General features: G+C 52.8%; 21 protein-coding genes and 1 riboswitch. Of the genes, 10 read left to right on the forward strand and 11 right to left on the reverse strand.

Annotated features, from left to right (window positions below; all coding sequences use genetic code 11):
• Positions 1-2 precede the first annotated feature (2 nt).
• The 8 genes from fabB to metK all read left to right on the forward strand — a co-directional run bounded on the left by fabB (position 3) and on the right by metK (position 8,936).
• Entirely contained in the window at positions 3-1,232 is a 1,230-nt protein-coding gene (fabB, locus tag UM181_11420) for a beta-ketoacyl-ACP synthase I (protein WQC61940.1), read from the forward strand.
• Positions 1,233-1,236: 4 nt separating this feature from the next.
• Positions 1,237-2,028 (forward strand): enoyl-ACP reductase, encoded by a 792-nt coding sequence (locus UM181_11425; GenBank protein ID WQC61941.1) that lies wholly within the window; start codon positions 1,237-1,239, stop codon positions 2,026-2,028.
• A gap of 165 nt (positions 2,029-2,193) precedes the next feature.
• Complete coding sequence (gene miaB / locus UM181_11430) at positions 2,194-3,516, forward strand: tRNA (N6-isopentenyl adenosine(37)-C2)-methylthiotransferase MiaB (GenBank protein ID WQC61942.1); 1,323 nt, start codon at positions 2,194-2,196, stop codon at positions 3,514-3,516.
• 176 nt (positions 3,517-3,692) lie between these two features.
• Positions 3,693-4,751 (forward strand): PhoH family protein, encoded by a 1,059-nt coding sequence (locus tag UM181_11435; protein ID WQC61943.1) that lies wholly within the window; start codon positions 3,693-3,695, stop codon positions 4,749-4,751.
• The gene (gene ybeY, locus UM181_11440) at positions 4,748-5,257 is read left to right on the forward strand and encodes an rRNA maturation RNase YbeY (GenBank protein WQC61944.1); all 510 of its coding nucleotides are present in this window, start codon (positions 4,748-4,750) and stop codon (positions 5,255-5,257) included. The genes UM181_11435 and ybeY overlap by 4 nt, the downstream gene beginning before the upstream one ends.
• Before the next feature lie 21 nt (positions 5,258-5,278).
• On the forward strand, positions 5,279-6,169 hold the full coding sequence (locus tag UM181_11445; GenBank protein ID WQC61945.1) for a hemolysin family protein: 891 nt from the start codon (positions 5,279-5,281) through the stop codon (positions 6,167-6,169).
• A gap of 7 nt (positions 6,170-6,176) precedes the next feature.
• Positions 6,177-7,667 (forward strand): apolipoprotein N-acyltransferase, encoded by a 1,491-nt coding sequence (lnt, locus tag UM181_11450; protein ID WQC61946.1) that lies wholly within the window; start codon positions 6,177-6,179, stop codon positions 7,665-7,667.
• 30 nt (positions 7,668-7,697) lie between these two features.
• A riboswitch (SAM-SAH riboswitch) is annotated at positions 7,698-7,746 on the forward strand.
• A gap of 5 nt (positions 7,747-7,751) precedes the next feature.
• Entirely contained in the window at positions 7,752-8,936 is a 1,185-nt protein-coding gene (metK, locus tag UM181_11455) for a methionine adenosyltransferase (GenBank protein ID WQC61947.1), read from the forward strand.
• A 76-nt stretch (positions 8,937-9,012) separates the two neighbouring features.
• Here the strand turns inward: metK and trpB are convergent, their stop codons facing one another.
• The 11 genes from trpB to UM181_11510 form a co-directional block, all read right to left on the reverse strand.
• Positions 9,013-10,245, reverse strand: coding sequence for a tryptophan synthase subunit beta (gene trpB / locus UM181_11460; protein ID WQC61948.1), 1,233 nt, complete (start codon positions 10,243-10,245; stop codon positions 9,013-9,015).
• Between the two features lie 97 nt (positions 10,246-10,342).
• Positions 10,343-10,990 carry a phosphoribosylanthranilate isomerase gene (locus UM181_11465; GenBank protein ID WQC61949.1) on the reverse strand — a complete coding sequence of 216 codons (648 nt, stop codon included), beginning with the start codon at positions 10,988-10,990 and terminating at the stop codon, positions 10,343-10,345.
• Positions 10,991-10,992: 2 nt separating this feature from the next.
• The gene (locus UM181_11470) at positions 10,993-11,343 is read right to left on the reverse strand and encodes a LapA family protein (protein WQC61950.1); all 351 of its coding nucleotides are present in this window, start codon (positions 11,341-11,343) and stop codon (positions 10,993-10,995) included.
• A gap of 3 nt (positions 11,344-11,346) precedes the next feature.
• A complete protein-coding gene (gene ihfB, locus UM181_11475; GenBank protein WQC61951.1) occupies positions 11,347-11,631 on the reverse strand; it encodes an integration host factor subunit beta in 285 nt (94 codons plus the stop codon).
• Between the two features lie 279 nt (positions 11,632-11,910).
• The gene (rpsA, locus tag UM181_11480) at positions 11,911-13,590 is read right to left on the reverse strand and encodes a 30S ribosomal protein S1 (protein ID WQC61952.1); all 1,680 of its coding nucleotides are present in this window, start codon (positions 13,588-13,590) and stop codon (positions 11,911-11,913) included.
• 221 nt (positions 13,591-13,811) lie between these two features.
• Positions 13,812-14,429, reverse strand: a complete 618-nt coding sequence (locus UM181_11485) for a d(CMP) kinase (protein ID WQC61953.1) — start codon at positions 14,427-14,429, stop codon at positions 13,812-13,814.
• An 8-nt stretch (positions 14,430-14,437) separates the two neighbouring features.
• Positions 14,438-15,793: a 3-phosphoshikimate 1-carboxyvinyltransferase gene (gene aroA, locus UM181_11490; GenBank protein WQC61954.1), complete on the reverse strand. Its 1,356-nt coding sequence runs from the start codon at positions 15,791-15,793 to the stop codon at positions 14,438-14,440.
• A gap of 94 nt (positions 15,794-15,887) precedes the next feature.
• A complete protein-coding gene (gene trmB / locus UM181_11495) occupies positions 15,888-16,601 on the reverse strand; it encodes a tRNA (guanosine(46)-N7)-methyltransferase TrmB (protein ID WQC61955.1) in 714 nt (237 codons plus the stop codon).
• A gap of 11 nt (positions 16,602-16,612) precedes the next feature.
• A complete protein-coding gene (locus UM181_11500; protein ID WQC64741.1) occupies positions 16,613-19,525 on the reverse strand; it encodes a valine--tRNA ligase in 2,913 nt (970 codons plus the stop codon).
• Positions 19,526-19,697: 172 nt separating this feature from the next.
• Entirely contained in the window at positions 19,698-20,291 is a 594-nt protein-coding gene (locus UM181_11505) for an HD domain-containing protein (GenBank protein WQC64742.1), read from the reverse strand.
• Complete coding sequence (locus tag UM181_11510; protein ID WQC61956.1) at positions 20,291-21,175, reverse strand: phytanoyl-CoA dioxygenase family protein; 885 nt, start codon at positions 21,173-21,175, stop codon at positions 20,291-20,293. Before UM181_11510 ends, UM181_11505 begins: the two co-directional genes overlap by 1 nt.
• Positions 21,176-21,437: 262 nt before the next feature.
• Between UM181_11510 and UM181_11515 the strand changes: the two genes are divergently transcribed.
• Entirely contained in the window at positions 21,438-23,735 is a 2,298-nt protein-coding gene (locus UM181_11515; protein WQC61957.1) for a xanthine dehydrogenase family protein molybdopterin-binding subunit, read from the forward strand.
• Positions 23,719-24,732, forward strand: coding sequence for a DUF2235 domain-containing protein (locus tag UM181_11520; protein ID WQC61958.1), 1,014 nt, complete (start codon positions 23,719-23,721; stop codon positions 24,730-24,732). Before UM181_11515 ends, UM181_11520 begins: the two co-directional genes overlap by 17 nt.
• Positions 24,733-24,815: the final 83 nt, after the last annotated feature.

Here is a 24,815-nt window from a genome sequence, read left to right on the forward strand (position 1 = left end):
CGATGCGCAGAGTTGTGGTGACCGGCATGGGCGTTGTGTCGTCTATCGGCAATAACACCCAAGAGGTGCTGGCCAGCCTGAAAGCTGGAACATCCGGGATCACGGCAAATGCAGCGATGCAAGAGCATGGGTTTCGCAGCCAAATTGCTGGCGATGTCAAGTTGGATGTTGCGGATCATGTTGATAAGCGAACCCTGCGTTTTATGGGGCGCGGCGCTGCCTATGCCTATATTGCGATGCAGCAAGCCATTGAAGATGCGGGGTTGACCCTTGAGGAAATCTCGCATCCGCGCGTCGGATTGGTGGCCGGGTCCGGCGGCCCCTCGACCAGCGCAATGCTCACGGCGCATCAGGTGGTGTTGAACTCTGGAGCCCCAAAACGGATCGGTCCATTTGCCGTGCCCAAATGCATGTCATCCACGATTTCTGCTAATCTGTCGACGGCGTTTAAGATCAAAGGGGTGAATTATTCGATTACATCTGCGTGTTCAACTTCGCTGCATTGTATTGGTAATGCTTCCGAGCAAATCATGCTTGGCAAGCAAGATGTGATGTTTGCAGGCGGCGGGGAAGAGCTGGATTGGACCCTCTCTTGCTTGTTTGACGCGATGGGCGCGATGTCGAGCAAATATAATGACACGCCTGAAAAAGCGTCGCGGGCCTTTGATGCGGATCGCGATGGCTTCGTGATCGGCGGCGGCGGCGGAATGCTGGTTTTAGAAGAGCTCCGTCATGCCAAAGCCCGCGGTGCAAAGATCTATGCCGAAATTACTGGATATGGCGCAACATCAGATGGTCATGACATGGTTGCCCCCTCGGGCGAGGGCGGTGAGCGGGCCATGCGGATGGCGCTTGACACTTTGCCTCAAGGCCGCGCCATCGGCTATATCAACGCCCATGGCACCTCAACCCCGGTTGGTGATGTGGGGGAAGTTGAAGCGGTGCGCCGGGTTTTCGACGAAGGCAGCACGCCCCCTATTTCATCTACCAAATCGATGACAGGCCACAGCCAAGGCGCCACGGGCGCGCAAGAGGCGATTTATTGTTTATTGGCCTTAGAACATGATTTCTTAATCCCATCGATCAATGTGGATCGCTTAGATCCCGCGATCCATGCGGGCGAAATCGTAACTGATCTGGTCGAAAATGCGGAGCTGGATTCGGTGATGACCAATTCTTTTGGGTTTGGTGGCACCAATGGATCAATGATCATGAGCAAATATCACGGGTGATGAAATGTCAGATTTGCTAAAGGGAAAACGAGGCCTGATCATGGGCGTTGCCAATGAGCGCTCGATCGCTTGGGGCATTGCCAAAGCGATGGCAGATGCGGGCGCAGAGCTAGGCTTTACCTATCAAGGAGAGGGCTTTGGCAAGCGCCTCGCGCCACTTGCCGCAAGCGTTGGTAGCGATTTCATGGTGGATGTTGATGTGACCGATGATCACTCGCTGGATCGCGCCTTTGCCGCAATTGAAGCGCGTTGGGGCCAGCTTGATTTCTTGGTGCATGCCATTGCCTTTTCCGACAAAAACGAATTAACGGGCCGGTTTATCAACACTTCGCGCGAAAATTTTAAGAATTCGTTGGATATTTCGGCATATTCCTTTATCGAAGTGGCCCGGCGGGCGCATCCGCTGATGCAGGACAAAGGCGGTTCTTTGCTGACCTTGACCTATCAAGGTTCTAATCGCGTCACGCCATTTTATAACGTGATGGGCGTGGCCAAAGCCGCGCTGGAAGCCAGCACGCGATATCTCGCGAATGATCTGGGCCCGGATGGTATTCGGGTGAACGCGATATCACCCGGCCCGATGAAGACCTTGGCTGGTGCCGCGATTGGTGGGGCGCGCAAAACCTATAAATTCACCGATGGTAATGCCCCGCTTGGCTCTAACGCAACTTTAGAAGCGGTGGGCGGTACGGCGGTGTATCTGGCTTCGGAGGCGGGCGCCTGCACAACGGGCGAAATCATACGCGTCGATGGCGGATTTCACGTACTTGGAATGCCACAACCGGAAAATCTATAGCCGCCGCAGCGCCCCGAGCAAGGATATCACGGCAAAACCGGCTTAATTTTTTAGGGCTGCGTTATTTTTCCCTGCGCTTCATGGAAAGCGCGGAAACAGCGCATTGCAAAAGCGCCTAAAATCAGTGTATCTGCTGCCTCTATTCCAAGGCTAGAGGGCTAAGCAATGAGCGCGCCAAAAAAACTGTTCGTAAAAACCTATGGCTGTCAGATGAATGTCTACGATAGCGAGCGTATGGTAGAGGCCTTGGGCCGCTCTGGCTATGTTGAGACCGAAACGCCGGATGATGCAGATATGATCTTGCTGAATACTTGCCATATTCGCGAGAAAGCCGCTGAAAAAATCTATTCGGAGCTTGGTCGTTTCAAACCGTTGAAAGATGAAAAGCCTGATTTGAAAATAGGCGTGGCGGGATGCGTGGCGCAGGCGGAAGGCGAAGAAATTATGCGGCGCCAGCCGATGGTGGATTTGGTGGTTGGGCCGCAAAGCTACCATAATTTGGCTGCATTGGAGGCCCAAGCGGGGCAGGGCAGCAAAGCGATTGATATCGAGTTTCCGACAGAGGATAAGTTCGAAGTTCTAAAAGAGCGGCCTAAAACCCGCCGCGCACCCGCTGCGTTTTTAACCGTGCAAGAGGGCTGTGATAAGTTCTGTGCCTTTTGCGTGGTGCCCTATACCCGCGGGGCCGAAGTCTCTCGGCCAGCGGCGCGGATCTTGCGCGAGGCTCAAGAATTGGTTGAGCGCGGGGTGCGCGAAATCACCTTATTGGGCCAAAATGTGAATGCCTATCACGGCGAAGGTGTTGAAGGGGCCAGCTGGAGTTTGGCGCAGTTGATTTGGGCCTTGGATGAGATCGATGGATTGGAGCGGATCCGCTTTACCACCAGCCACCCAAATGACATGAGCGATGCGCTGATTGAGGCGCATGCCAATTGCCGAAAACTGATGCCCTATTTGCATCTTCCGGTGCAATCGGGCTCGGATAAAATTCTGAAACGGATGAACCGCGCCCATACCGCGGAAAGTTATTTGCAGGTGATTGAAAAGCTCCGTAAGGCGCGCCCCGATATTTTACTCTCGGGGGATTTTATCGTCGGGTTTCCCGAAGAAACCGAAGAAGATTTTCAGGCCACGATGGATTTGGTGCGCGCCGTCGAATACGGGCAGGCTTATTCTTTCAAATATTCCACCCGCCCGGGAACGCCCGCCGCGGAACGCCCACAAGTAGAAGAAGCCGTAAAAACAGAGCGTTTGCATCGCTTGCAAGAGCTGCTTTGGTCGCAGCAGCGCAGCTTACAAAAACGCATGGTTGGGCGCGAGGTTTCGGTGTTGTTTGAAAAAGCGGGCCGCGATGCGGGGCAAATGGTCGGTAAATCAGAGCATCTGCATGCCGTCCATGCTTACGCGCCGGATGTTGCGATAGGTGAATTGCGCCAGGTCCGGATCGTAGAAAGCCTGACCAATTCTTTAACCGGTGAATTGCTATGATCAGCCAAGCGCGCGGTGCTGACACAGCCTGTGTTTAGCCCTTTGCGGCCCAATTTGAGCGTTCTATTGGCAGTATATCCCGTATTTTTGGTTTTAATTGATCGCAAAGCGCCAGATGCGCTTGCGTTCTAAAGCCGCTCTTGGCAGGGTTTTAGAAAGTTATTTAGGAGTAATATGTGGCGTCAGGATTGTTTTCTACCCCGACCGAAGGCGGACAACCGCCGCAAAGCCTTGTGGAATTTCCCGATAATCGATTGCTGATCGACCTATGCGGTGAATTTGACAGAAATCTAGCAGATATCGAACAGAAAATGGCAGTGCAGATCATTCGCCGTGGCAATGAATTGGTTGTTTTCGGGGAAGAGGAGGCGCGCGAAAATGCGCTGTCTGTTTTGCGGGGCCTTTATCAGCGGCTAGAGGGTGGTCGCAGCGTTGACCCAGGGGATGTTGACCGTGAAATCCGTATGAGTGATGGATTGGCGGCGGGCATTGAAGCAAAAGAACTGCCCCAAATGGAACTTTTCACGGGTGCCAAGCTTGAGATCAAAACCCGCAAAAAACCCGTCGAGCCAAGGACGGCGGCGCAAAAAGCCTATGTTGAATCTTTGATGAAAAATGAATTGGCGTTCGGGATTGGGCCGGCGGGAACCGGTAAAACATATCTGGCGGTTGCAGTGGCGGTTACTAAGTTTATTTCAGGTGAAGTGGATCGTATTGTGCTAAGCCGTCCTGCCGTTGAAGCCGGAGAGAAGCTTGGATATTTGCCGGGGGATATGAAGGATAAAGTCGATCCTTATATGCAGCCGCTTTATGATGCCTTGAATGATTTCTTGCCCGGCAAGCAATTGGCCAAGCTGATCGAAGAAAAACGTATTGAAATCGCGCCGCTTGCCTTTATGCGCGGGCGCACGCTCGCCCATTCTTTCGTGGTTCTGGACGAGGCGCAAAACACCAGCGTTATGCAGATGAAGATGTTTTTAACGCGCCTTGGAGAAGGGTCGCGGATGGTGATCACCGGAGACCGTTCGCAGGTGGATTTGCCCCGGGGCGTCACGTCAGGCTTGGCTGATGCTGAGCGTTTATTGAGGCACATCCCGAAGATCAGCTTTAATTATTTTTCCTCCAAAGATGTGGTCCGGCATCCTTTGGTGGCAGCGATTATTGATGCATATGATCAAGATCCGGAAGCTGCAGAGAAGCCACAGCGGCGCGCTGGAGCGGATCGCGCTTCATGAAGATTGAGGTGTTAATCGAGGATCGCCGCTGGCAGCAGGCAGAACTTGAGCGGTTAAGCGTGAAGGCTTTGCGGGCGGTGCTAGCGCATTTTAACCTTTGGGCGGCACAGTTTGAGGTTGATATCTTGGCCTGTGATGATGCGCGCATTGCCCAGCTCAACGGTGATTTTCGAGAAACCTCCAAAGCAACAAACGTCTTAAGCTGGCCCAGCCAAGAACGCGCAGCACTAAAAGATGGAGCAGATCCAAACCCGATTGATCAAGTGGCTGATGATCTAAGCTTGGGTGATATCGCCTTATCTTATTCAACCTGTCGGTCCGAGGCAGATGCGGCGGGCTTGGCATTTTCCGATCACATTTTGCATTTACTGGTTCATTCTATGCTGCATTTGCTGGGATATGATCATAAGCGTGACTTAGATGCCACGCTCATGGAGGGTTTAGAAATTGAAATACTTGGCAAACTGGGTGTGAATAACCCATATAAAGAGATAACCAAGGCCTAGGTGCCTTTTTGAAAGAGAGTTATGGACGATAGCGACGGATCTGCTAGGGCGGCGCAAAGCGCGCAGCCTTTCAGGCAAGATAAAGGTTTTTGGAATTGGTTCAGATTTGGCCGTGGTGATCGCGAGAGCGCGCGACATGAACAGGTGGGCGCCTCCCAAACGCAAAGTTTAATCCGCCAGCCCGATCATATTGGCATGATGAATTTGCGCCGCAAGCGCGTAGAGGATGTGGCAATCCCCAAAGCTGAGATTGTTTCGGTGTCTGACACCATTTCCCGTGATGATCTTGCAGCAGTGTTTCGCGATAGCGGTTTGACCAGATTGCCCGTTTACAGCGGCACTTTGGACACCCCGGTCGGGATGGCGCATCTAAAAGATTTCGCGCTGAAATATGGATTTGATGCGCTTTCAGACGAGTTTGAATTGGCGCCAATGCTGCGCCCGCTTCTATACGTGCCTTTATCGATGCCCATTGGTGTTTTGCTTACGAAAATGCAAACTGAGCGGCGCCATATGGCTTTGGTGATCGATGAGTATGGTGGGGTTGATGGGTTGGTAACGATCGAAGATCTGATTGAGCAGATCATCGGCGATATCGAAGATGAACATGATTTGGAAGAAGATAGCTTCTGGACCTTGTTGAAGCCGGGATATTATCTGGCCTTGGCCAAAACACCGATGGAAGATTTCTGCGCGGAAACTGGGCTTGATCTAACCCGCGATGATACAATCGACGGCGAAGAGATCGAAACGCTTGGCGGGTTGGTGTTTATGTTAGCGGGCCGCGTGCCGGCGCGTGGCGAAGTAATTTTACACCCGCAAGGCGTAGAGTTTGAAATTTTTGACGCGGATCCACGCCGCATTAAACGCTTGCGGGTGCGTTTGCCGAATGTGGCTCAAGCCGCAGAATGATCCTGCGATGAGGCTGGGAAGCAGGCTTTCTGGGCGGCTTTTGGTGGTGTTTCTTTTGGGGGTTGGGCTGGCGCTTGGTCAACCGCCCGTGTCTCTTTGGCCGCTTGCTCTGCTGTCTTTACTTGCTGTTTTTTGGCTGGAAACGCATCAATCTTTAAATGCCTCGCTGCGGCAAGCCTTTGAACGCGGCTGGTCTCTTGGAATGGGATATTTCACCGTTTCGATGCATTGGATTGTAGAGCCATTTCTGGTGGACAGCGCGGCGCATGGTTGGATGGCTCCGTTTGCTCTTCTTCTTTTTGCCGGTGGGTTGTCGGTTTTCTGGGGCTGCGCTTTCGCGCTGGCGCTGCGGCTGCAAACGCCGTTTGGTCTGGCATTTGCGCTTGGATTTTTCGAGTTGGCGCGTGGATATATGCTGACGGGATTTCCATGGGGGGCTTTGGGATATATTTGGGCCGACACGCCGGTTGCGCAAAGTGCGGCTTGGATCGGGCTTTATGGGCTGAGCGTAATCACCGTATTTTGGGCGGCATGCGTTCATTGGCTGTTTTTACGAAAACAAATTTTCTGGATGGTTTTGGTTTTGGTTGGGGTTTGGCCAGTGGCTTGGATCGGGGGCGATATGCGTCTGACGTTGCAAAAATCTGCTTTAACCGAGCGAACGGTTCGATTGGTGCAACCAAACGCCCCGCAACATCAAAAATGGGATCCGGCTTTTGCCCGGCTGTTTTTTGAGCGCTCTCTTGAGTTTACAGCGGCAGAGCCGTCTGTCGATCTTGTGGTTTGGCCAGAAAGCGCTCTGCCCGTAAGCTTTGAAAATGCTGAAACTTTGATCGAACAAATTGCATTGGCAGCAGATGGCACAGCGTTGCTGTTGGGGGCGCTGCGACTTGAAAATGAAAAAGTGCTGAATTCAATTGTATATATGGATCAAAATGGTTTTGCCAAAGTGGTTTATGACAAACATCATTTGGTGCCGTTTGGAGAATACCTGCCCTTTGAGCATTGGCTAGACCGGATCGGGCTTGGGTTTACATCTGATTTATTTGGAACCGGCTTTGCCGCTGGCGAGGGCCCGAAACGGATAAATATAGCGCCATTGGGGGCCGTTGTGCCTTTGATTTGTTACGAGGCCGTGTTCCCGCAAGATGTCTCTTTCGCGTCACAAGAAGCGGCAATTTTGCTGCTATTGACCAATGATGCCTGGTTTGGCGGCTTTGCCGGGCCACAGCAGCATTTGGCGCAAGCGAAAATGCGCAGCATTGAACAGGGCTTGCCGATGATTAGGGTGGCCAATACGGGTATTTCCGCAATGATTGACCCTTACGGCCGCAGCCTTAAACAGCTGGGTCTGAATACAGCGGGTTTTATCGATGCACAAGTGCCGCAGCCCGCGCCGGCCACCCTCTATCGCCGCTTTGAAATTTGGACAGTTTTTGCCCTTTTGTTTGCCATCCTTATGCTCAGTTTGATCTGCCGCCGTCAAATCAGCGGTTGACCTTCCGGGGGCGTTTCAATACCACCATGAGATACGCCACAACGGCTTCCTGACGTGGCGGATTTTTCAAATCGGAGCGATTTCATGATAAGACAAGACTATATTTTTACCTCTGAATCCGTGTCAGAGGGGCATCCAGATAAGGTGTGCGACCGTATCTCAGACGCGGTTTTAGACGCTTTTATCGGCGAAGAGCCTGAGGCCCGCGTTGCCTGTGAAACCTTTGCCACCACCAATCGGGTGGTGATCGGGGGTGAAGTTGGTCTGTCAGATGCCACAAAGCTCAAAGATTATATGGGGCGCATCGATCAAATCGCGCGCGCCTGCATAAAAGATATTGGCTATGAGCAAGAGAAATTTCATCATGAGACGGTTGAGATCACCAACCTGTTGCATGAACAATCCGCGCATATCGCGCAGGGTGTTGATGCGTCTGAAAACAAAGATGAAGGCGCCGGCGATCAGGGAATCATGTTTGGCTATGCAACCCGCGAAACCGATGCATTAATGCCGGCACCGATCCAGTATAGCCACGCAATTTTACGCCGCTTGGCCGAAGCGCGTAAAAATGGCAGCGCTGCAAGCTTAGGGCCAGATGCGAAATCGCAGCTCTCGGTGCGGTATCAAGGCGGCAAACCAGTTGGGGTCAGCTCGATTGTGCTTTCAACGCAGCATTTGGACGCCCAAATGACCTCTGAAGATGTGCGCGCCGTTGTTGAGCCTTATATCCGCGAAACGCTGCCCGATGGTTGGATTGATAGTGATACGCATTGGCATGTGAACCCGACAGGTAAGTTTGTGATCGGCGGGCCGGATGGAGATGCAGGCCTAACTGGGCGCAAAATCATTGTGGATACTTATGGCGGCGCTGCGCCGCATGGCGGCGGTGCGTTTTCGGGCAAAGATCCGACAAAAGTTGATCGCTCGGCCGCTTACGCAGCGCGCTATCTGGCCAAAAATGTTGTGGCGGCTGGCTTGGCCGAACGCTGCACAATCCAGCTTTCCTACGCGATTGGAGTTGCAGAGCCTTTATCGATATATGCCGATACGTTTGGCACGGGCGCGGTTGATGCCGCAGCCATCGAACAGGCTATTGCTGCTTGCATGAATTTGACTCCACGGGGCATTCGCCAGCATTTGGCGCTGAACAAACCCATTTACCAACGCACTGCGGCTTATGGGCATTTCGGTCGCCAGCCGGAGGCGGATGGCGGGTTCAGCTGGGAGCGCACAGATTTGGTGGATGCGCTCCACAATGCGCTGAAATAGCTTAACAAAAACAAGCGCCTAAAAATAAAAAACCGCCCCAAAACAAGGGCGGTTTTTTTCTTTTGAGACCTGTGGATTATCCAAGCGCGCCCATATCAAAATTCAGATGTTTGGCCACAGTAAAGATATCTTTATCGCCGCGCCCGCACATATTCATACAGATGATATGGTCTTTGGGCAGCTCGGGCGCAATTTTCATCACATGGGCCAGCGCGTGGCTTGGCTCGAGGGCGGGAATGATCCCCTCAAGCGCGCAGCACAGTTGAAAGGCCTCAAGCGCCTCTGCATCGGTAATAGCCACATATTTTGCGCGGCCGATTTCATGCAGCCAAGAATGCTCGGGGCCGATCCCGGGATAATCTAAGCCGGCCGAAATCGAAAATCCTTCGAGAATTTGCCCATCATCATCCTGCAAAAGATAGGTGCGGTTGCCGTGAAGCACGCCCGGACGCCCCCCCGTGAGCGAGGCGCAATGTTCCATTTTTTGGTTTACGCCCTTTCCGCCAGCCTCAACGCCGATGATATTCACGTCTTTATCGTCTAAAAACGGAAAGAAGAGGCCCATCGCGTTCGAACCGCCGCCAATCGCAGCAATGATGGTATCGGGCAGGCGGCCTTCGGCGGCTTGCATTTGGTCTTTGGTTTCCTTGCCGATAATGGCTTGAAAATCGCGTACCATGGCGGGGTAGGGATGCGGCCCAGCAACGGTGCCAATGCAGTAAAAGGTATCGCGTACATTGGTTACCCAATCGCGCAACGCATCGTTCATAGCATCTTTTAAAGTGCCGCGCCCCGAGGTGACGGGTACAACTTCGGCGCCCAAAAGCCGCATACGAAACACGTTTGGCGCTTGCCGTTCTACGTCATGCGCGCCCATATAGACCACGCATTTCAAGCCGAATTTCGCACAAACTGTCGCTGTGGCAACGCCATGCTGACCAGCTCCAGTTTCGGCGATGATACGTGTTTTTCCCATTCGGCGCGCCAAAATGATTTGCCCCAACACATTGTTAATCTTATGCGCGCCGGTATGGTTGAGTTCGTCGCGTTTCATATAGATTTTGGCCCCGCCAAGATGATCTGTGAGCCGTTCAGAAAAATAAAGTGGGCTGGGTCGGCCGACATAATTCGCCCAAAGATCATTCATTTCGGCCCAGAAACTATCATCGGTTTTCGCAATGTTATATTGCTCTTCCAATTCCAAAATAAGTGGCATCAATGTTTCTGAAACGAACCTGCCGCCAAATTGACCAAACCGGCCCTTTTCATCGGGTCCGGTCATGAAGCTGTTAAAAAGATCGTTTGGCATGCGCCCCTCCAAAAATCGGCTTTTGCAAGATGTAGCTTTGTAACCTCGGCGGGTAAAGAGAGTTCATCATATAAAGGTGAAAGGGTGATGTTTTGCCTCAGAGGCGGGCCTGAGCCACGAAGTTACGCATTTTTTCCATGTCTTTGGTGCCCGGAGCGCTTTCTACACCAGAGGAGACATCAATCTGCCGCGCCTGCGTTACGCGTACGGCTTGGGCCACATTATCGGGTGTCAAACCACCTGCGAGCATCCAAGGTATTTTCCAGGTGTGATTTTCAAGAAGTTGCCAATCAAAGGCCAACCCGTTTCCCCCCGGCAATTTGGCCCCCGGAGCGGGCTTTGCATCGATCAGCAATTGATCACAAATTTCAGCGTATCGATCAATTTCGCGTAAGTCTTGAGCCGTTGCGATCCCGAGCGCTTTCATAATCGGCAGGCCTGTGCTTTGCTTGATTTGCTGAACGCGCTGTGGCGGTTCGGCTCCATGTAATTGCAGAATATCGATGGGAACCTGTGACAGCATTTCCTCTAAAAACGCATCTTGGGGGTTCACAACCAAGGCCACTTTGGCGAAGCCTGGAGGCGCTGCCAAAGCCACCTCGCGGGCTTTTGCCAAGCTTAAATGGCGGGGTGATTTTTTGTAAAATACCAACCCTCCGTACGTTGCTCCGGCTTGGGCTGCGCCCTTTATGGCTTCGGGGCTGGTAAGGCCACAAATTTTCACCCGCGTTGGGCTTTGGGTCATGCTCAGCTTACCTCATCGATCAAAGCCAAGACATCGTCTTGATCTGCGTATTTTTCTTGTTTGAGCTTTTTTAGTTCGCGTTCAGCCTGCCGCAAGGCTTTTCCATTGGCGGCAGCCTCCGATCGCAATTTATATTCTCGTAACCATTCCCATATAAAACCGACGAGAACTCCAAAGACAATACCCAAGAAAAAAACAAGAAAAACGGGTAATGTGATTGACCAATTCATCCCGATCAAATTTGCAAGATCGGGCGGCAGAAAGGCAAGTTCCGCCGGTGCTTTATTCGCCACTGCGACGATAATAAGAACAAGCGCCAGGCTTATAAGAAAGGCATAGCGCAGGTATTTCATGACTTACGTTTTCCCGTTCAGACGATCACGCAGTAATTTGCCAGTCTTAAAAAACGGTACGTGTTTTTCCTCAACATCCACTGAGGCTCCGGTGCGCGGGTTGCGACCCACGCGCGCATCTCGGCGTTTGACAGAAAACGCACCGAAGCCGCGCAATTCAACCCGATCGCCATTCGCCATTGCATTGGTGATTTCATCAAATACGGTATTAACAATTCGCTCAACATCGCGTTGGTACAAATGCGGATTTTGGTCCGTTATGATCTGTATTAGTTCCGATCTAATCACGTGGCCTCCCCCTATGTTTTGATTTTAATAGCTTCAGGTTACAAAATAATCATCCCGTTTGGAAACGCTTTGTTTTTCTGTGGCGCAAAATTATCCGTTTTTTTAAGGTATTTAGTGATAGTAACCAGTTTCTGTTTTTGCTTGGGCCATTTTTACGCGCACAGAGCGAGATGTCTCAGGGTTTACGTTAAAACGGGCGAATCGTTTCTAAGCGGCGCATAAAAAAACCCCCGCGCTCCGATGGGAGTGCGGGGGCCCTATCAATTTATGCGGTAAAGCCTATTCGTCGCCTTTGAGCGCTGCGCCCAAAATATCACCCAATGAGGCGCCAGAATCAGACGATCCATATTGCTCCACGGCTTCTTTTTCTTCGGCAATTTCACGGGCTTTGATTGAAAGGCCAAGCTTGCGTGTCTTGCTGTCAATATTGGTTACGCGCACGTCTACCTTATTGCCCACAGAGAAGCGCTCGGGGCGCTGTTCTGCGCGATCACGGCTTAGGTCTGAGCGGCGGATAAAGGCTTTTGCGCCTTCATACTCGACTTCAATCCCACCATCCTCAATTGAGGTGACTTCAACGGTGATGATCGAGCCGCGCTTCACGCCACCCGTGGCTTCGGCAAATTTATCGCCGCCCAAGGCTTTGATCGACAGGCTGATACGCTCTTTCTCAACATCCACTTCAGACACCACGGCCTGAACAAGGTCACCCTTGCGGAAGTTTTGGATCGCTTCTTCGCCGCGTTCATCCCAAGAAATATCGCTGAGGTGAACCATGCCGTCAATATCACCGTCTAACCCGACAAACAGGCCAAATTCAGTGATGTTTTTGATTTCACCTTCAACTTGCGTACCCTCTGGATTGCTTTCAGCGAAGACTTCCCAAGGATTGCGCTGTGTCTGCTTTAGGCCCAGAGAAACGCGGCGCTTTGTGCCATCGATCTCAAGAACCATAACTTCCACTTCTTGGCTGGTTGAAACGATTTTGCCTGGATGCACGTTTTTCTTCGTCCATGACATTTCTGAGACGTGAACCAAGCCCTCGACTCCGGCTTCCAGCTCAACAAAGGCACCGTAATCGGTGATATTTGTGACCACACCCTGATGGACTGATTCCAGCGGGTAGCTTGCGGCCACACGATCCCAAGGATCTTCTTGCAGTTGCTTCATGCCAAGGCTGATGCGATGCGTGTCTTTGTTGATTTTGATCACTTGAACGTTGATCGATTCACCAATCGTCAAGATTTCGGACGGGTGGTTTACCCGGCGCCACGCCATATCGGTCACGTGTAACAGACCATCAACGCCGCCCAGATCGACAAAGGCACCATATTCTGTGATATTCTTCACAACGCCTTCTAACGACATCCCTTCGGCCAAGTTGCCGATCACTTCTGCGCGCTGTTCGGCACGGCTTTCTTCTAGGATCGCACGACGCGATACGACGATATTGCCCCGGCGTCTGTCCATTTTCAAGATTTGGAAAGGTTGCTTCAGCCCCATCAATGGGCCAGCATCTCGCACTGGGCGGACATCCACTTGTGAGCCGGGCAAAAACGCAACCGCGCCGCCCAATTCAACCGTGAAGCCACCTTTAACGCGTCCAAAGATCGCGCCGTCAACCCGCGCTTCATCGGCATAGGCTTTTTCAAGGCGATCCCAAGCTTCTTCGCGCCGTGCCATTTCACGGCTGATAACAGCTTCCCCTTTGGTGTTTTCAACCTGCCGCAAGAAGACTTCAACTTCTTCTCCAACGGCAACTTCGGCCTCTTCACCCGGGTTTGCAAATTCTTTTAATTCAACGCGGCCTTCCATTTTGTAACCGACGTCGATAATCGCATGTCCCGCTTCGATCGCGATGACTTTGCCTTTGACAACTGAGCCCTCTTGGGGCGTGTCAATTTCGAAGCTTTCATTCAGGAGGGCTTCGAATTCCTCCATAGATGTATTTTGAGCCATGTGGTCTCAGTTTCCTTTACTGGTTTTTCTGGCCGCGCGGTTGTCTCCGCCGGTCTTGGGGTTCATTGGCCGATCAGGTTTTTCCAAAACGCAAAAGGGCCGGATGTTCCGACCCTGCTCGATCTTTCACGCTTTGCGGTATATTTACCGTCACAACAGCCGCGTCTTTAGGCTAATTTTACGAAGCTGACAAGGTATAAATCCCAATAATCTTAGGGTGGTTATGCCTCGCCTCGCTGGATTTTGGCGATATAAGTGATCGCGTCTGAACAGGCTTGTTGGATCGTTAAATCGCTGGTGTCTAAATGATGGGCGTCTGAGGCGGCTTGCAACGGTGCCGAAGCGCGGGTTTTATCACGCGCATCGCGCTCTAAAACGGCCTTTAGAACAGTGGCATATTGCACAGTCTTGTCGCTGCGCTTCAGTTCCGCAAAGCGGCGCTGGGCGCGTGTCTCTGCCCGCGCGGTGATAAATAATTTTGCCTCGGCGTTGGGACAAATCACCGTTCCGATATCGCGACCATCTAGAACTGCGCCGCCGGGCGCACGGGCAAAGTTTTTTTGGAATTCGCTCAACGCCTGTCTTATGTCGGGTATCGCGGCCAGCTTGCTGGCGGCCTCGGCGACATTGGCGGTGCGCAGCGCGGTAGTGTCGATGGAGCTCAGATCAAGGTTATGGGCCGCTGCAAGGGGATTCTGGCCCTGAAGATGCAGCCATCCCACGGCGCGGTAGAGCAATCCAGTGTCTAAATGAGCAAACCCAAAATGCTGCGCAACGGCCTGCGATATTGTGCCTTTGCCAGCGGCGGCGGGGCCATCAATTGCAACTGTAAAAGCCACTTTAATTCCTAGCTTTTCGGGCTGTGTTCAAGCCGTGCGCCAAGCGCAGCCATCAGGCTTTCGAAGATCGGGAAAGAGGTGGCGATCGGGCTGCCATCATCTATGGAGACAGGATTTTTGCTTGCCATTCCCAAGATCAAAAATGACATTGCGATCCGGTGATCAAGATGGCTGGCGCAGGTGGCGCCGCCGGGCACGGCTTGCGCGCCGCATCCCGATACGATCCACCAATCGGCGCCATCCTCTACGGCAATGCCATTCGCGCGCAGGCCCGTTGCCATAGCGTCGATCCGATCGCTTTCTTTGACCCGAAGTTCTTTCACACCGCGCATCACGGTATCGCCCTGCGCATAGGCAGCGACAACGGATAGAATGGGATATTCATCAATCATGCTGGCGGCGCGCTCGGGTGGCACCTCTATTCCCCGCATATTTGGAGAGAACCGCGCCCGTAGATCGGCGACCGGTTCGCCGCCCTCCACCCGCTCATTTTCATATTCAAGATCGGCTCCCATTTCGCGAAGCGTGGTGAATAACCCAGAGCGGGTTGGGTTCAGGCCGATATTTGGGACCAATACATCCGAGCCTTCGGTTATCAGAGCTGCGCAAACCGGAAAGGCTGCCGAGCTTGGATCGCGCGGCACGGTGATGTCTTGAGGCTGCAATTCTGGTTGCCCCGTCAGAGTAATCTCGCGGCCCGCATCGGTGATCTGCACGCTTATTTCAGCGCCAAATCCGCGCAACATTCGTTCAGTGTGATCGCGCGTGGCCTCCTGTTCAATAACCACGGTTTTCCCCGGCGTGTTAAGACCTGCAAATAAAACCGCCGATTTCACCTGTGCCGATGGAACGGGCACTTCGTAGCGCACAGGGGTGGGGGTTTCGGCGCCAATGATGGTCATTGGCAAACGGCCGCCGCTGCGGCCATAGGTTTGCGCGCCAAACAGCGCCAAAGGATCGCTTATGCGGGCCATTGGACGCTTGTTTAAACTGGCATCGCCGGTGAAGGTGGCACAGATTGGATGCGTTGCCATTGCCCCCATGATCAAGCGCACCCCGGTTCCCGAATTGCCGCAATCGATGACGGTATCGGGTTCGCAAAAGCCCCCCACGCCGACGCCGTCAACGCTCCAATTGCCCGGAGCATGCTGGGTGACGGTTGCGCCAAATGCGCGCATCGCCTTAGCCGTATCCAACACGTCATCCCCCTCAAGCAAGCCTTTAATCGTGGTGGTACCAACGCTGAGCGCCCCTAAGATTAGCGAGCGATGCGAAATTGATTTATCACCGGGCACATGCGCCTCGCCGGTTAAGGGGCCGGATTTGGAAGCACTCATCGGGCGTGCAACAGCGTGAGAGGACATGGCTTGGTTCCTTACATTTTCCGCAGCGTGATACCCTAAGCCACTGTCAGCGTCTATGGGATTTCCACCCGGATGGTTGGGTTTTAAAGCCCGCTTAAAGGCGATGAAACGTTAAATAATGGGGCATTCGGCCCTCGCGCAGGGCTTTTTGTTCATAACGGGTTGAAATCCAATCCGACCAAGCCGGGTTGCGGCCTTTGGGATCTTGGTTCTGATAGGCAAAGCCCTGTTTGGGCACTTCCAAAAGAGTTTGGCGCACATAATCGACAATATCCGTCGCCACGCGAAACTCGGCCCCTGGTTTTAACACCCGCGCCAGCGGGGCCAGATGCTCGGGCGTTACGAAACGGCGGCGGTGGTGGCGGCGTTTTGGCCAAGGGTCGGGATAGAGCAAAAACGCTTTGGAGATTGAGGCTGGGGGTAACACATCAAAGAGGTGCCGTGCATCGCCCGGATAAATCCGAATATTTTGCGCCTCTGCACGGCGAATTTTTTGCAGCAGCATTGCCACCCCGTTGATATAAGGCTCGCATCCGATCAGTCCGGTTTCGGGGTTTTGTACGGCTTGATGCACCAGATGCTCGCCGCCCCCAAAGCCAATTTCAAGCCAGACCGCACTGGCGTTGAACATTTGGGTCAAATCCAGCGCGGTGCGATCAGGATTCTCGGTCCAACTGACTGGGCCCGGAGAAAGCTGCGCAAGGTCGCTTTCCAGCGCTTCTTCTTGTCCGGGGCGCAACGTTTTGCCTTTAAAGCGCCCGTAAAAATTGCGCCAGGGCGCGCCTGATGAATGCTGATCTGCCGCCATCAAACCCTCAATTACTGCCCCAGCTCGTCAAGACGTGCCAAAGCAGCTTTCAATTGGGCCTCTTCCTCTTCGCGCAAGGCAAGGTTCTCACGGGTTTCCTCAACCACCTCAGGCGGCGCGCTTTGAACAAATTTTGGATTATTGAGTCGCCCCTTTAATCCCCCCAGTTCTTTGGCAAGCTTTCCGAGCGCTGCGTTGAGGCGCGCGGTTTCTGCGCCGATATCGATTAGATCGGCCAGAGGCAGCCCAAAATCTCCACCGGATACTGAAATATTGGCGCAGCCTTTGGGAAATGTATCAACAGCGCTTAAAGTTTCGATCCGCGCCAAGCGCATGATCAGGGCTTGATTTCGATCCCACGCGTCTTGACCTGCGGCGTCAAGCGCGCTGACCAGCAAGGTGACTTTGGCGCCCGCAGGCACGTGCATTTGCGCGCGCACAGACCGAATTTCCTCGATCAAGCCAATCACCCAATTCATCTCTTTATCAGCTGCGGTATCTATAAGCGTGCTGCTGTAGCTGGGCCAGTCAGTATGGATCAGCACTGTCTCTCGTTTGGTCAAACTGCCCCAAAGCTCTTCGGTGATGAACGGCATGATGGGGTGAAGCAAAATCAGGCATTGGTCCATCACCCAGGCCATTGTGGCCTGCGTTTCTGCGCGCGCGGCCTCATCCTCACCGGATAAGAGCGGTTTGGAAAATTCAACGTACCAATCGCAGACTTTGCCCCAAACAAAGGCATAAAGCAGGTTCGCCGCATCATTAAAGCGATAGGCGCTTAGCGCGGCATCGACCGCTTCGCGCACTTTGGCGGTTTCGCCGACAATCCATTTGTTCAGCGTTTGTTGAAGCTGCGCTGGCAATTGGCTTTTACCTGCCGGGTCCAGCGTTGCATAAACTTCATTCATCTCGGCAAACCGGGCTGCGTTCCAAAGTTTCGTGCCAAAATTCCGATAGCCCGCGATGCGCTGGGAGCTGAGCTTCAAATCGCGCCCCATCGCAGCCATTGCGGTTAAGGTAAAGCGCACGGCATCGGCGCCATAAGCATCGATGAGTTCCAAGGGATCCAAGACATTGCCCAAAGATTTGGACATTTTCTTACCTTTTTCATCGCGCACCAACGCGTGCACATAGACTGTGCTAAAGGGTTTTTCGCCCATCACCGCATATTGCATCATCATCATACGGGCGACCCAGAAAAAGATAATATCAAAGCCTGTGATCAAGACGCTTGTGGGGAAGTATTTTTGTAGCGCTTCGGTGTTTTCGGGCCAGCCCAAGGTGCCGATGGGCCACAGCCCAGAAGAGAACCATGTATCCAACACATCTGGATCGCGGATTAAGGCTACATCTGGCCCCGCCTGCGCTTGTGCTTCGGCCTGCGTGGCGGCGCAATATTGATTGCCATCGGCATCAAACCACACGGGAATTTGGTGCCCCCACCAAAGTTGGCGCGAAATGCACCAAGGTTCGATATTTTCCAACCAGTGGAAATACACTTTTTTATCCCGCTCTGGCAGGATTTCGGTATCGCCATTGCGCACGGCATCAAGCGCTGGCCCGACTATTTTATCCGTATCCACGAACCATTGGTCGGTGAGCATCGGTTCGATTACGACTTTTGAGCGATCGCCAAAGGGCTGCATAACCGGTTTATTCTCTACCAGAGGCACGCTTTTGACATCGATCTCGCCAGTATCCACGTTTTTGCTCTCGAGCATCGTCATGACGGCCAAACCTGCGCCGGTGATATCCTCGATGATCCGTTGGCGGGCCTCAAAACGGTCGAGGCCGCGATAGGCCTCGGGCACCAAATTCATCGCTGCGATGCTGGCCTCATCGAAGGGTTTTTCCCCTGAGGCAATCGCTTTTGCGTCGCTGGCCTCTTCTATATAGGGCCGTCCATCAGCGCGCATCGCACCTTTTGTGTCCATCAAAGAATACATTGGAATATTGCCGCGCTTGGCCACTTGGTAATCGTTAAAGTCATGCGCGCCGGTTATTTTGACCGCCCCCGAGCCAAAATCTGGATCGGGATATTCGTCGGTGATGATCGGGATCAAACGGCGCTGGGCTTGCGGCCCGACGGGGATTTCGCACATTTTTCCCACGATTGGGGCGTAGCGAGCATCCGAAGGGTGAACGGCGACAGCGCCATCGCCAAGCATCGTTTCGGGGCGCGTGGTGGCAATAGAAATATAGTCGCGCTCCTCTTCGAAAGTGATGGCCCCATCCGCGTCTTTTTCGACATAGGTATAGGTTTCGCCGCCCGCGAGTGGATATTTGAAATGCCACATATGGCCCGCGGTTTCGATGTTTTCCACTTCAAGATCTGAAATCGCGGTTTCAAAATGCGGGTCCCAATTGACCAGGCGTTTGCCCCGGTAGATCAGGCCTTTGTGATACATTTCAACGAATACCTTGATCACGGCATCATGGAAATTTCCTGACTCGCCTTCAGGCGCGCCGGGCGCCCCCGACATCGTAAAGGCCGTGCGATCCCAATCGCAGCTGGCACCAAGTCGCTTCAATTGATTGATGATTGTACCGCCAGATTGCGATTTCCAATCCCAAACTTTGTTCAAAAATGCGGCGCGGCCCATTTCAGACCGGCTTGGCAATTTCGCCGCCGCCAATTGCCGCTCGACCACCATTTGCGTCGCGATCCCCGCATGATCCGTGCCGGGCTGCCAAAGCGTGTCAAACCCCCGCATGCGGTGCCAGCGGATCAAGATATCTTGTAAAGTGTTGTTGAACGCATGCCCCATGTGCAGCGATCCCGTTACATTCGGGGGTGGGATCATAATGCTGAATGTTTCGGAGCGTTTCGCATTCGCACCGGCTTTAAAACAACCAGCTTGTTCCCAAGCCTGATAAAGCCGGCTTTCTGCTTTTTGCGCATCGAAGTTTTTTTCCAAAGCCATCAGAGCTGTCCATTCTTGCATTATTTTGCGCCGAGATAACTTTTATTACGACAAAGGGAAAGGGGCCGCGCGCAATATTAAACGCGTCATCTTGGAATTTATGGGTTCAGGAAGTTGCCCCAGATTGCACGGCAAACTCTTGGTCGGCATAAAATCTAAAACCCGGTCAAGATTATACGCGAAGCGGCTCACGCTTTCCGGCGAGTAACACCTCTGGATCATAGGCGCTGCGCGCAAAGACCTCGCGCACCATCTCTTGAAAAAAACCAAGCGGTTGGCTGGCATAAGCTGGATCAAAGCTGGCTTGATCCCAGCGCTCGCAAAAGGTTGCGCAATCTTCAAAATACGGATGCTCTTTATAAGCCAAGCGTTTGTCTGGATTGCCGCCCACATGATGGGCATAATACACCATCTGAAAATCTCCGTGCTTTTCTACCACCCAGCTGCATTGTTCGCGCACAAAGGGCCGTAAAATACTGGCGGCATATTCGTCGTGATTATAAGGCGCGTAAATGTCGCCTATATCATGCAGCAAGGCCGAAACGATCCAATCGATGTCTGCGCCGTCTTTCCATGCCCGCGTAGCGGATTGCAGCGAATGCTCAAGCCGGGTCACTTGATAGCCCGACAGACTTTCATCCAGCTCGACCAATGCCTTTAGCAGCCTGTCGGCGGTGCCATTTGAAAAGGCGATTTCATGTTTGGTTAAGAAATCATAATCTTCTTTATCGCCGTCTTTCATTTGTGTAAATTTCACTTGCTTAATCATGCATGAAGCCCTTTTTTTGCTTTGGCGTCTTTCATTTTGGCCGCGGCCTGCGCAATGCGGATTTCTTCATGTAATTGCAAGTCCGCGGCATTAAACAAGCCTTTGGGCGGTGCAACATGAATGAAATTCCCCTGCCTGTCTGCCCCCCTTGCGAGAATGGCATAATCGCGTGCGCCAATTTCTTGGGCGACGTTCGGGGTCACGTATCGGATCACCGCCGCGATGCGCCGGTCATCGCTTACATTGGGCCCAGAACCATGAATGGTTAATCCGTGATGTAGTGAGATTTCTCCGGGTTGAATTTCGATTGAGGTTTTATCTTGCTCGGCCACGTCAACCTGAACTTCTTGGCCGCGCGACAGCAAATTATCTTTGGCAAAACTGTCCTTATGCGGCAGGATCGGGTTTTTATGGCTCTTGCGCACAAAATCCATACAGCCGCTTTGCGGCGTCGCAGGTGAGAGGGCCAGCCAAGCGGTGACCATTTCAGAGGTGGCGCCCAGCCCCCAATATGTCAGGTCTTGATGCATTGTCACTTTATGGCGGGTGTTCGGCTCTTTGATAAAAAATTCAACCGCATATATCAGAATATCTGGGCCTAGAATGCCTTCAACAACGTTGAGAATGCCTGGATCTGCGCCAATCTGATACGCCAGTGGCATAACGCATTGCGCGTTGACGCGTTTGTAGGTGTTCAGAGGCTGGGGCAAACTTTTATGCGTCCATTCTGTTTCAATCATTTCTAATTGGCGGCGAAACTCCAACGCGGCATCCGGGCTGATCGCGGGAATGGGAAATAAAAACCCGTCTTCCCAATAGCGCTCAATATCCTGTTGGCGCAGGCGCCCAGCGTTAAGTGTAAGCGGTAAAGGCATTGTCATTCCCCTCCCATAAAATGTGTTAAAATCTTCGCCAGAGATTGCCGGGAAAGCAAGCGATTTCATGGGCATTTATTTTTTGGCGATCAATATCTCAGCCTCTGCTCAAGTTTTTATGGAATATCGGCGCTCTTAACCGGCGCTCGGGTGCTGCGAGAGGGCAGGGCACGCCCGCTTTTAAACGCCACTCTCAGTCGGTTGAAGGCCTAGACAAATGCCCTGGAAGCCTTATCTATTATTGGTGTTTTTTTAGAGGTTTTTGAAATTGGAAAAATTCGGGAAAAGTCAGTCGGTCACGCGGGTTGAAGATGTGCGGTTTTTAAAAGGAACCGGGCGTTATGTTGATGACATCGCCCCCGTGCATGCCTTGCATGGCTTCGTGTTTCGCTCGCCCGTGGCCCATGCGATTATCACGCAGCTGGACGTGTCTGCAGCGCGTAGCTGTGCAGGGGTGCAGGCGGTGATTACCGCAGAGGATCTGCGCGAAGCGGATGTTGATTTGCATATCGAGGCAACAATTTTAAAGAACCTTGACGGCTCTCGGGCGGCCGATCCTTTTCGCCCCGTTTTGGCAACACAGCGGGTGCGTTTTGTGGGTGAGCCGATCGCGATGGTCATTGCACAAACGTTGGAACAGGCCCGTGATGCCGCCGAAAATATCGTGTTCGAGTATCAAGACTTACCGGTTCATTTGGCACTGAAGGCTGGTGGCGAGCCTTTGCATGAAGAGGCGCCAGATAATATTGCTTTTGACTGGGGTATGGGTGATCAAGCTGCCACCGAGGCGGTGTTTGAAACGGCGGCGCATCGCGTCGCTTTGGATATTGCGGATAATCGGATTATCGTAGCCTCGATCGAGCCGCGCGGCTGTTTTGCCGAATGGGAAGAAGATCGTTTGCACGTTTCGGTCAATGGTCAAGGCGTTTGGCCAACCAAATCGCGTTTGGCGAAAATGTTGAAGCTTTCGCCAGAGCAAGTGCGGGTGACGAACCCGGATGTGGGCGGCGGTTTTGGAATGAAAGGGATGAATTATCCCGAAACCTTTGTTTGCGCGCATGCAGCGCGGGTGTTGCAGCGCCCGGTGCGCTGGATGTCAGAGCGTACCGAGGCAATGCTGAGCGATAATGCCGGGCGCGACCTGACATCCTTGGCGGAATTGGCGTTCGATGAAAATCACAAAATGCTCGCCTATCGGGTGACCTCTAAGTGCAATTTAGGCGCCTATAATTCGCAATATGCACAGCCCATTCAAACCGAGTTATTCGCAAAGGTTTTAATGGGCACATATGATGTGCAGACCACATGGCTGGCGGTGAAAGGCGTATTCACCAATACCACGCAAGTTGACGCCTATCGCGGCGCTGGGCGTCCCGAAGCGATCTTTGTGTTAGAGCGGTTGATGGATCATGCGGCGCGCGAGTTAAACGTGGATCCGTTAGCGTTGCGCCGAAAGAATTTTATCGCGCCTGACGCTTTTCCTTATCGCTCTGCTACGGGCGAGGTTTATGATGTTGGACAATTTGCCAAAGTTTTATCGCATGCAGAGGCGTCAGCAGATATGAATGGCTTTGTGAATCGCAAGCAAAAAAGCGCCATGGCGGGCAAATTGCGCGGGTTGGGCTTATGTTATTATATAGAAAGCATTTTGGGCGATAAAGATGAAAGCGCCAAGGTAATTTTTAAGGATGACGGGATGGTGGATATTCTGGTTGGAACGCAATCCAACGGGCAGGGTCACGAAACCGTTTTTGCGCAGTTTTTATCGGATCAAACCGGAATACCGGCGGATCATATCCGGGTTGTTCAAGGCGATAGCGATCTGATTGCCCGCGGCGGCGGGACGGGTGGATCGCGTTCGGGCACGGTACAAGCCAATGCAACGTTGCAAACCGTTGCGGTTATGCAGAAGGCGTTTCGGGCGTTTTTATCTGATAAGCTGGACGTGGATGCGGATCAGATTGTGTTTGATGATGAGCGCTTTCGCGCGCCGGGTTCGAATCTGTCTCCCACATTTTTGGAAGTTGCGGATATGGCGCGCGCTGCGGGCCGCGAGGATCTGATGCAGCACTCGGCTTATGCGGTGCTGGACAGCCGATCGTTTCCAAATGGCGCGCATATTTGCGAAGTTGAAATTGACCCTGATACGGGCGCGGTAGAGGTGGCGCGGTATTCTGTGGTGGATGATTTTGGAAATCTTTTGAACCCAATGCTGGTGGAAGGTCAGGTACATGGCGGCGTTGCCCAAGGCATTGGCCAAGCGATAAGCGAACATGTGGTTTATGATGATCAAGGGCAATTGTTGAGCGCGAGCTTTATGGATTATGCGGTGCCGCGCGCCAAAGACGTTCCATTCTACCAGTTTGAAACCGAGCCCCTGCCAACAACCACCAATGTGATGGGGATGAAAGGGTGCGGAGAAGCTGGCACCGTTGGTGCTTTGGCTGCTGTTTCTAACGCTGTGCATGACGCTCTGTCATGCCGCGGGGTCAGGCAACTTGATATGCCCTTCACGCCGCTGCGGGTTTGGGAGGCTTTAAATCAGGCAGATGTCGCGGCTGAGTAACGCAAACCGATTTCTGCAATGGTTTTTCCCCCGTCCAAAGGTGGAGGAGGCGCCCCAAAGGCAGAGGCTGGCGCAAGATCATGTGCTGATTTTAGACGGTACGATGTCTTCCAATGCGCCCGGTCATGAAACCAATGCGGCATTGCTGCACCGATTGCTGAAAGAACAAACGCCGAAGGTTAAAGTGTATTATCGGCCTGGGCAGCAATGGTTCGATCTGCGCTCTGGCTGGGATGTTTTGGTTGGCGGCAATATTAATACCCAGATCCGCCGCGCATATGGCGCCTTGGCAATGCGGTTCCGGTCTACGGATAGAATATATCTTTTTGGATATTCCCGAGGGGCGTATGCGGTGCGCTCTTTATCTGGAATGATCAATCATGTAGGGCTGTTAAAGCGCGAATATGCGACGCCGCGCCACATACAGCAAGCATGGCGCCTTTATCAAAAAAATATATCTGGTGCCGTCTTGGACGAATTTCGCGCGGCCTACTGCCATAGTGTGATTAAGATTGAAATGATTGGTGTCTGGGACACGGTGCGCGCGCTGGGCTTGCCGATTATCTCGCGCTGGAGGCAGGCCCGGTATGGTTTTCACAATCACGCGCTGAGCCCGGTGGTGAAGGCAGGGTATCAAGCCTTGGCGCTTAATGAGGCGCGCATTGCGTTTGCTCCGGTTAAATGGGAATGCTCAGCGCGGCCGGACACCCGGGTGCAGCAGGTTTGGTTCCGCGGCAACCATGGTGATGTCGGGGGCCATCTGGGGGGCTTTTTTGCGGCCCGCCGACTGTCAAATATTCCTTTGATCTGGATGCTTGAACGCGCAGAAAACCACGGTTTGGTTTTGCCTAAGGCTTGGCAGCAGGGTTATCCGATAGATCCCAAAGCCCCCTCAACGGGCCCGTGGCGCGGGATTGGAAAACTATTCTTTCTGCGCCGAAAGCGGCGCGTTGATCTGAGCTGTTGCGAATCGATACATCCATCAGCAAAGCCATGACTGGTTTTTTGGCGCGAAGATGAGACGAGTTAGCCCTAAATTCCAGTTGAACCGCGCCTTTTTTGATGAATATTTTGCAAGGG

Source organism: Alphaproteobacteria bacterium US3C007, assembly GCA_034423775.1.
GTDB classification, from domain to species: domain Bacteria; phylum Pseudomonadota; class Alphaproteobacteria; order Rhodobacterales; family Rhodobacteraceae; genus Thalassovivens; species Thalassovivens spotae.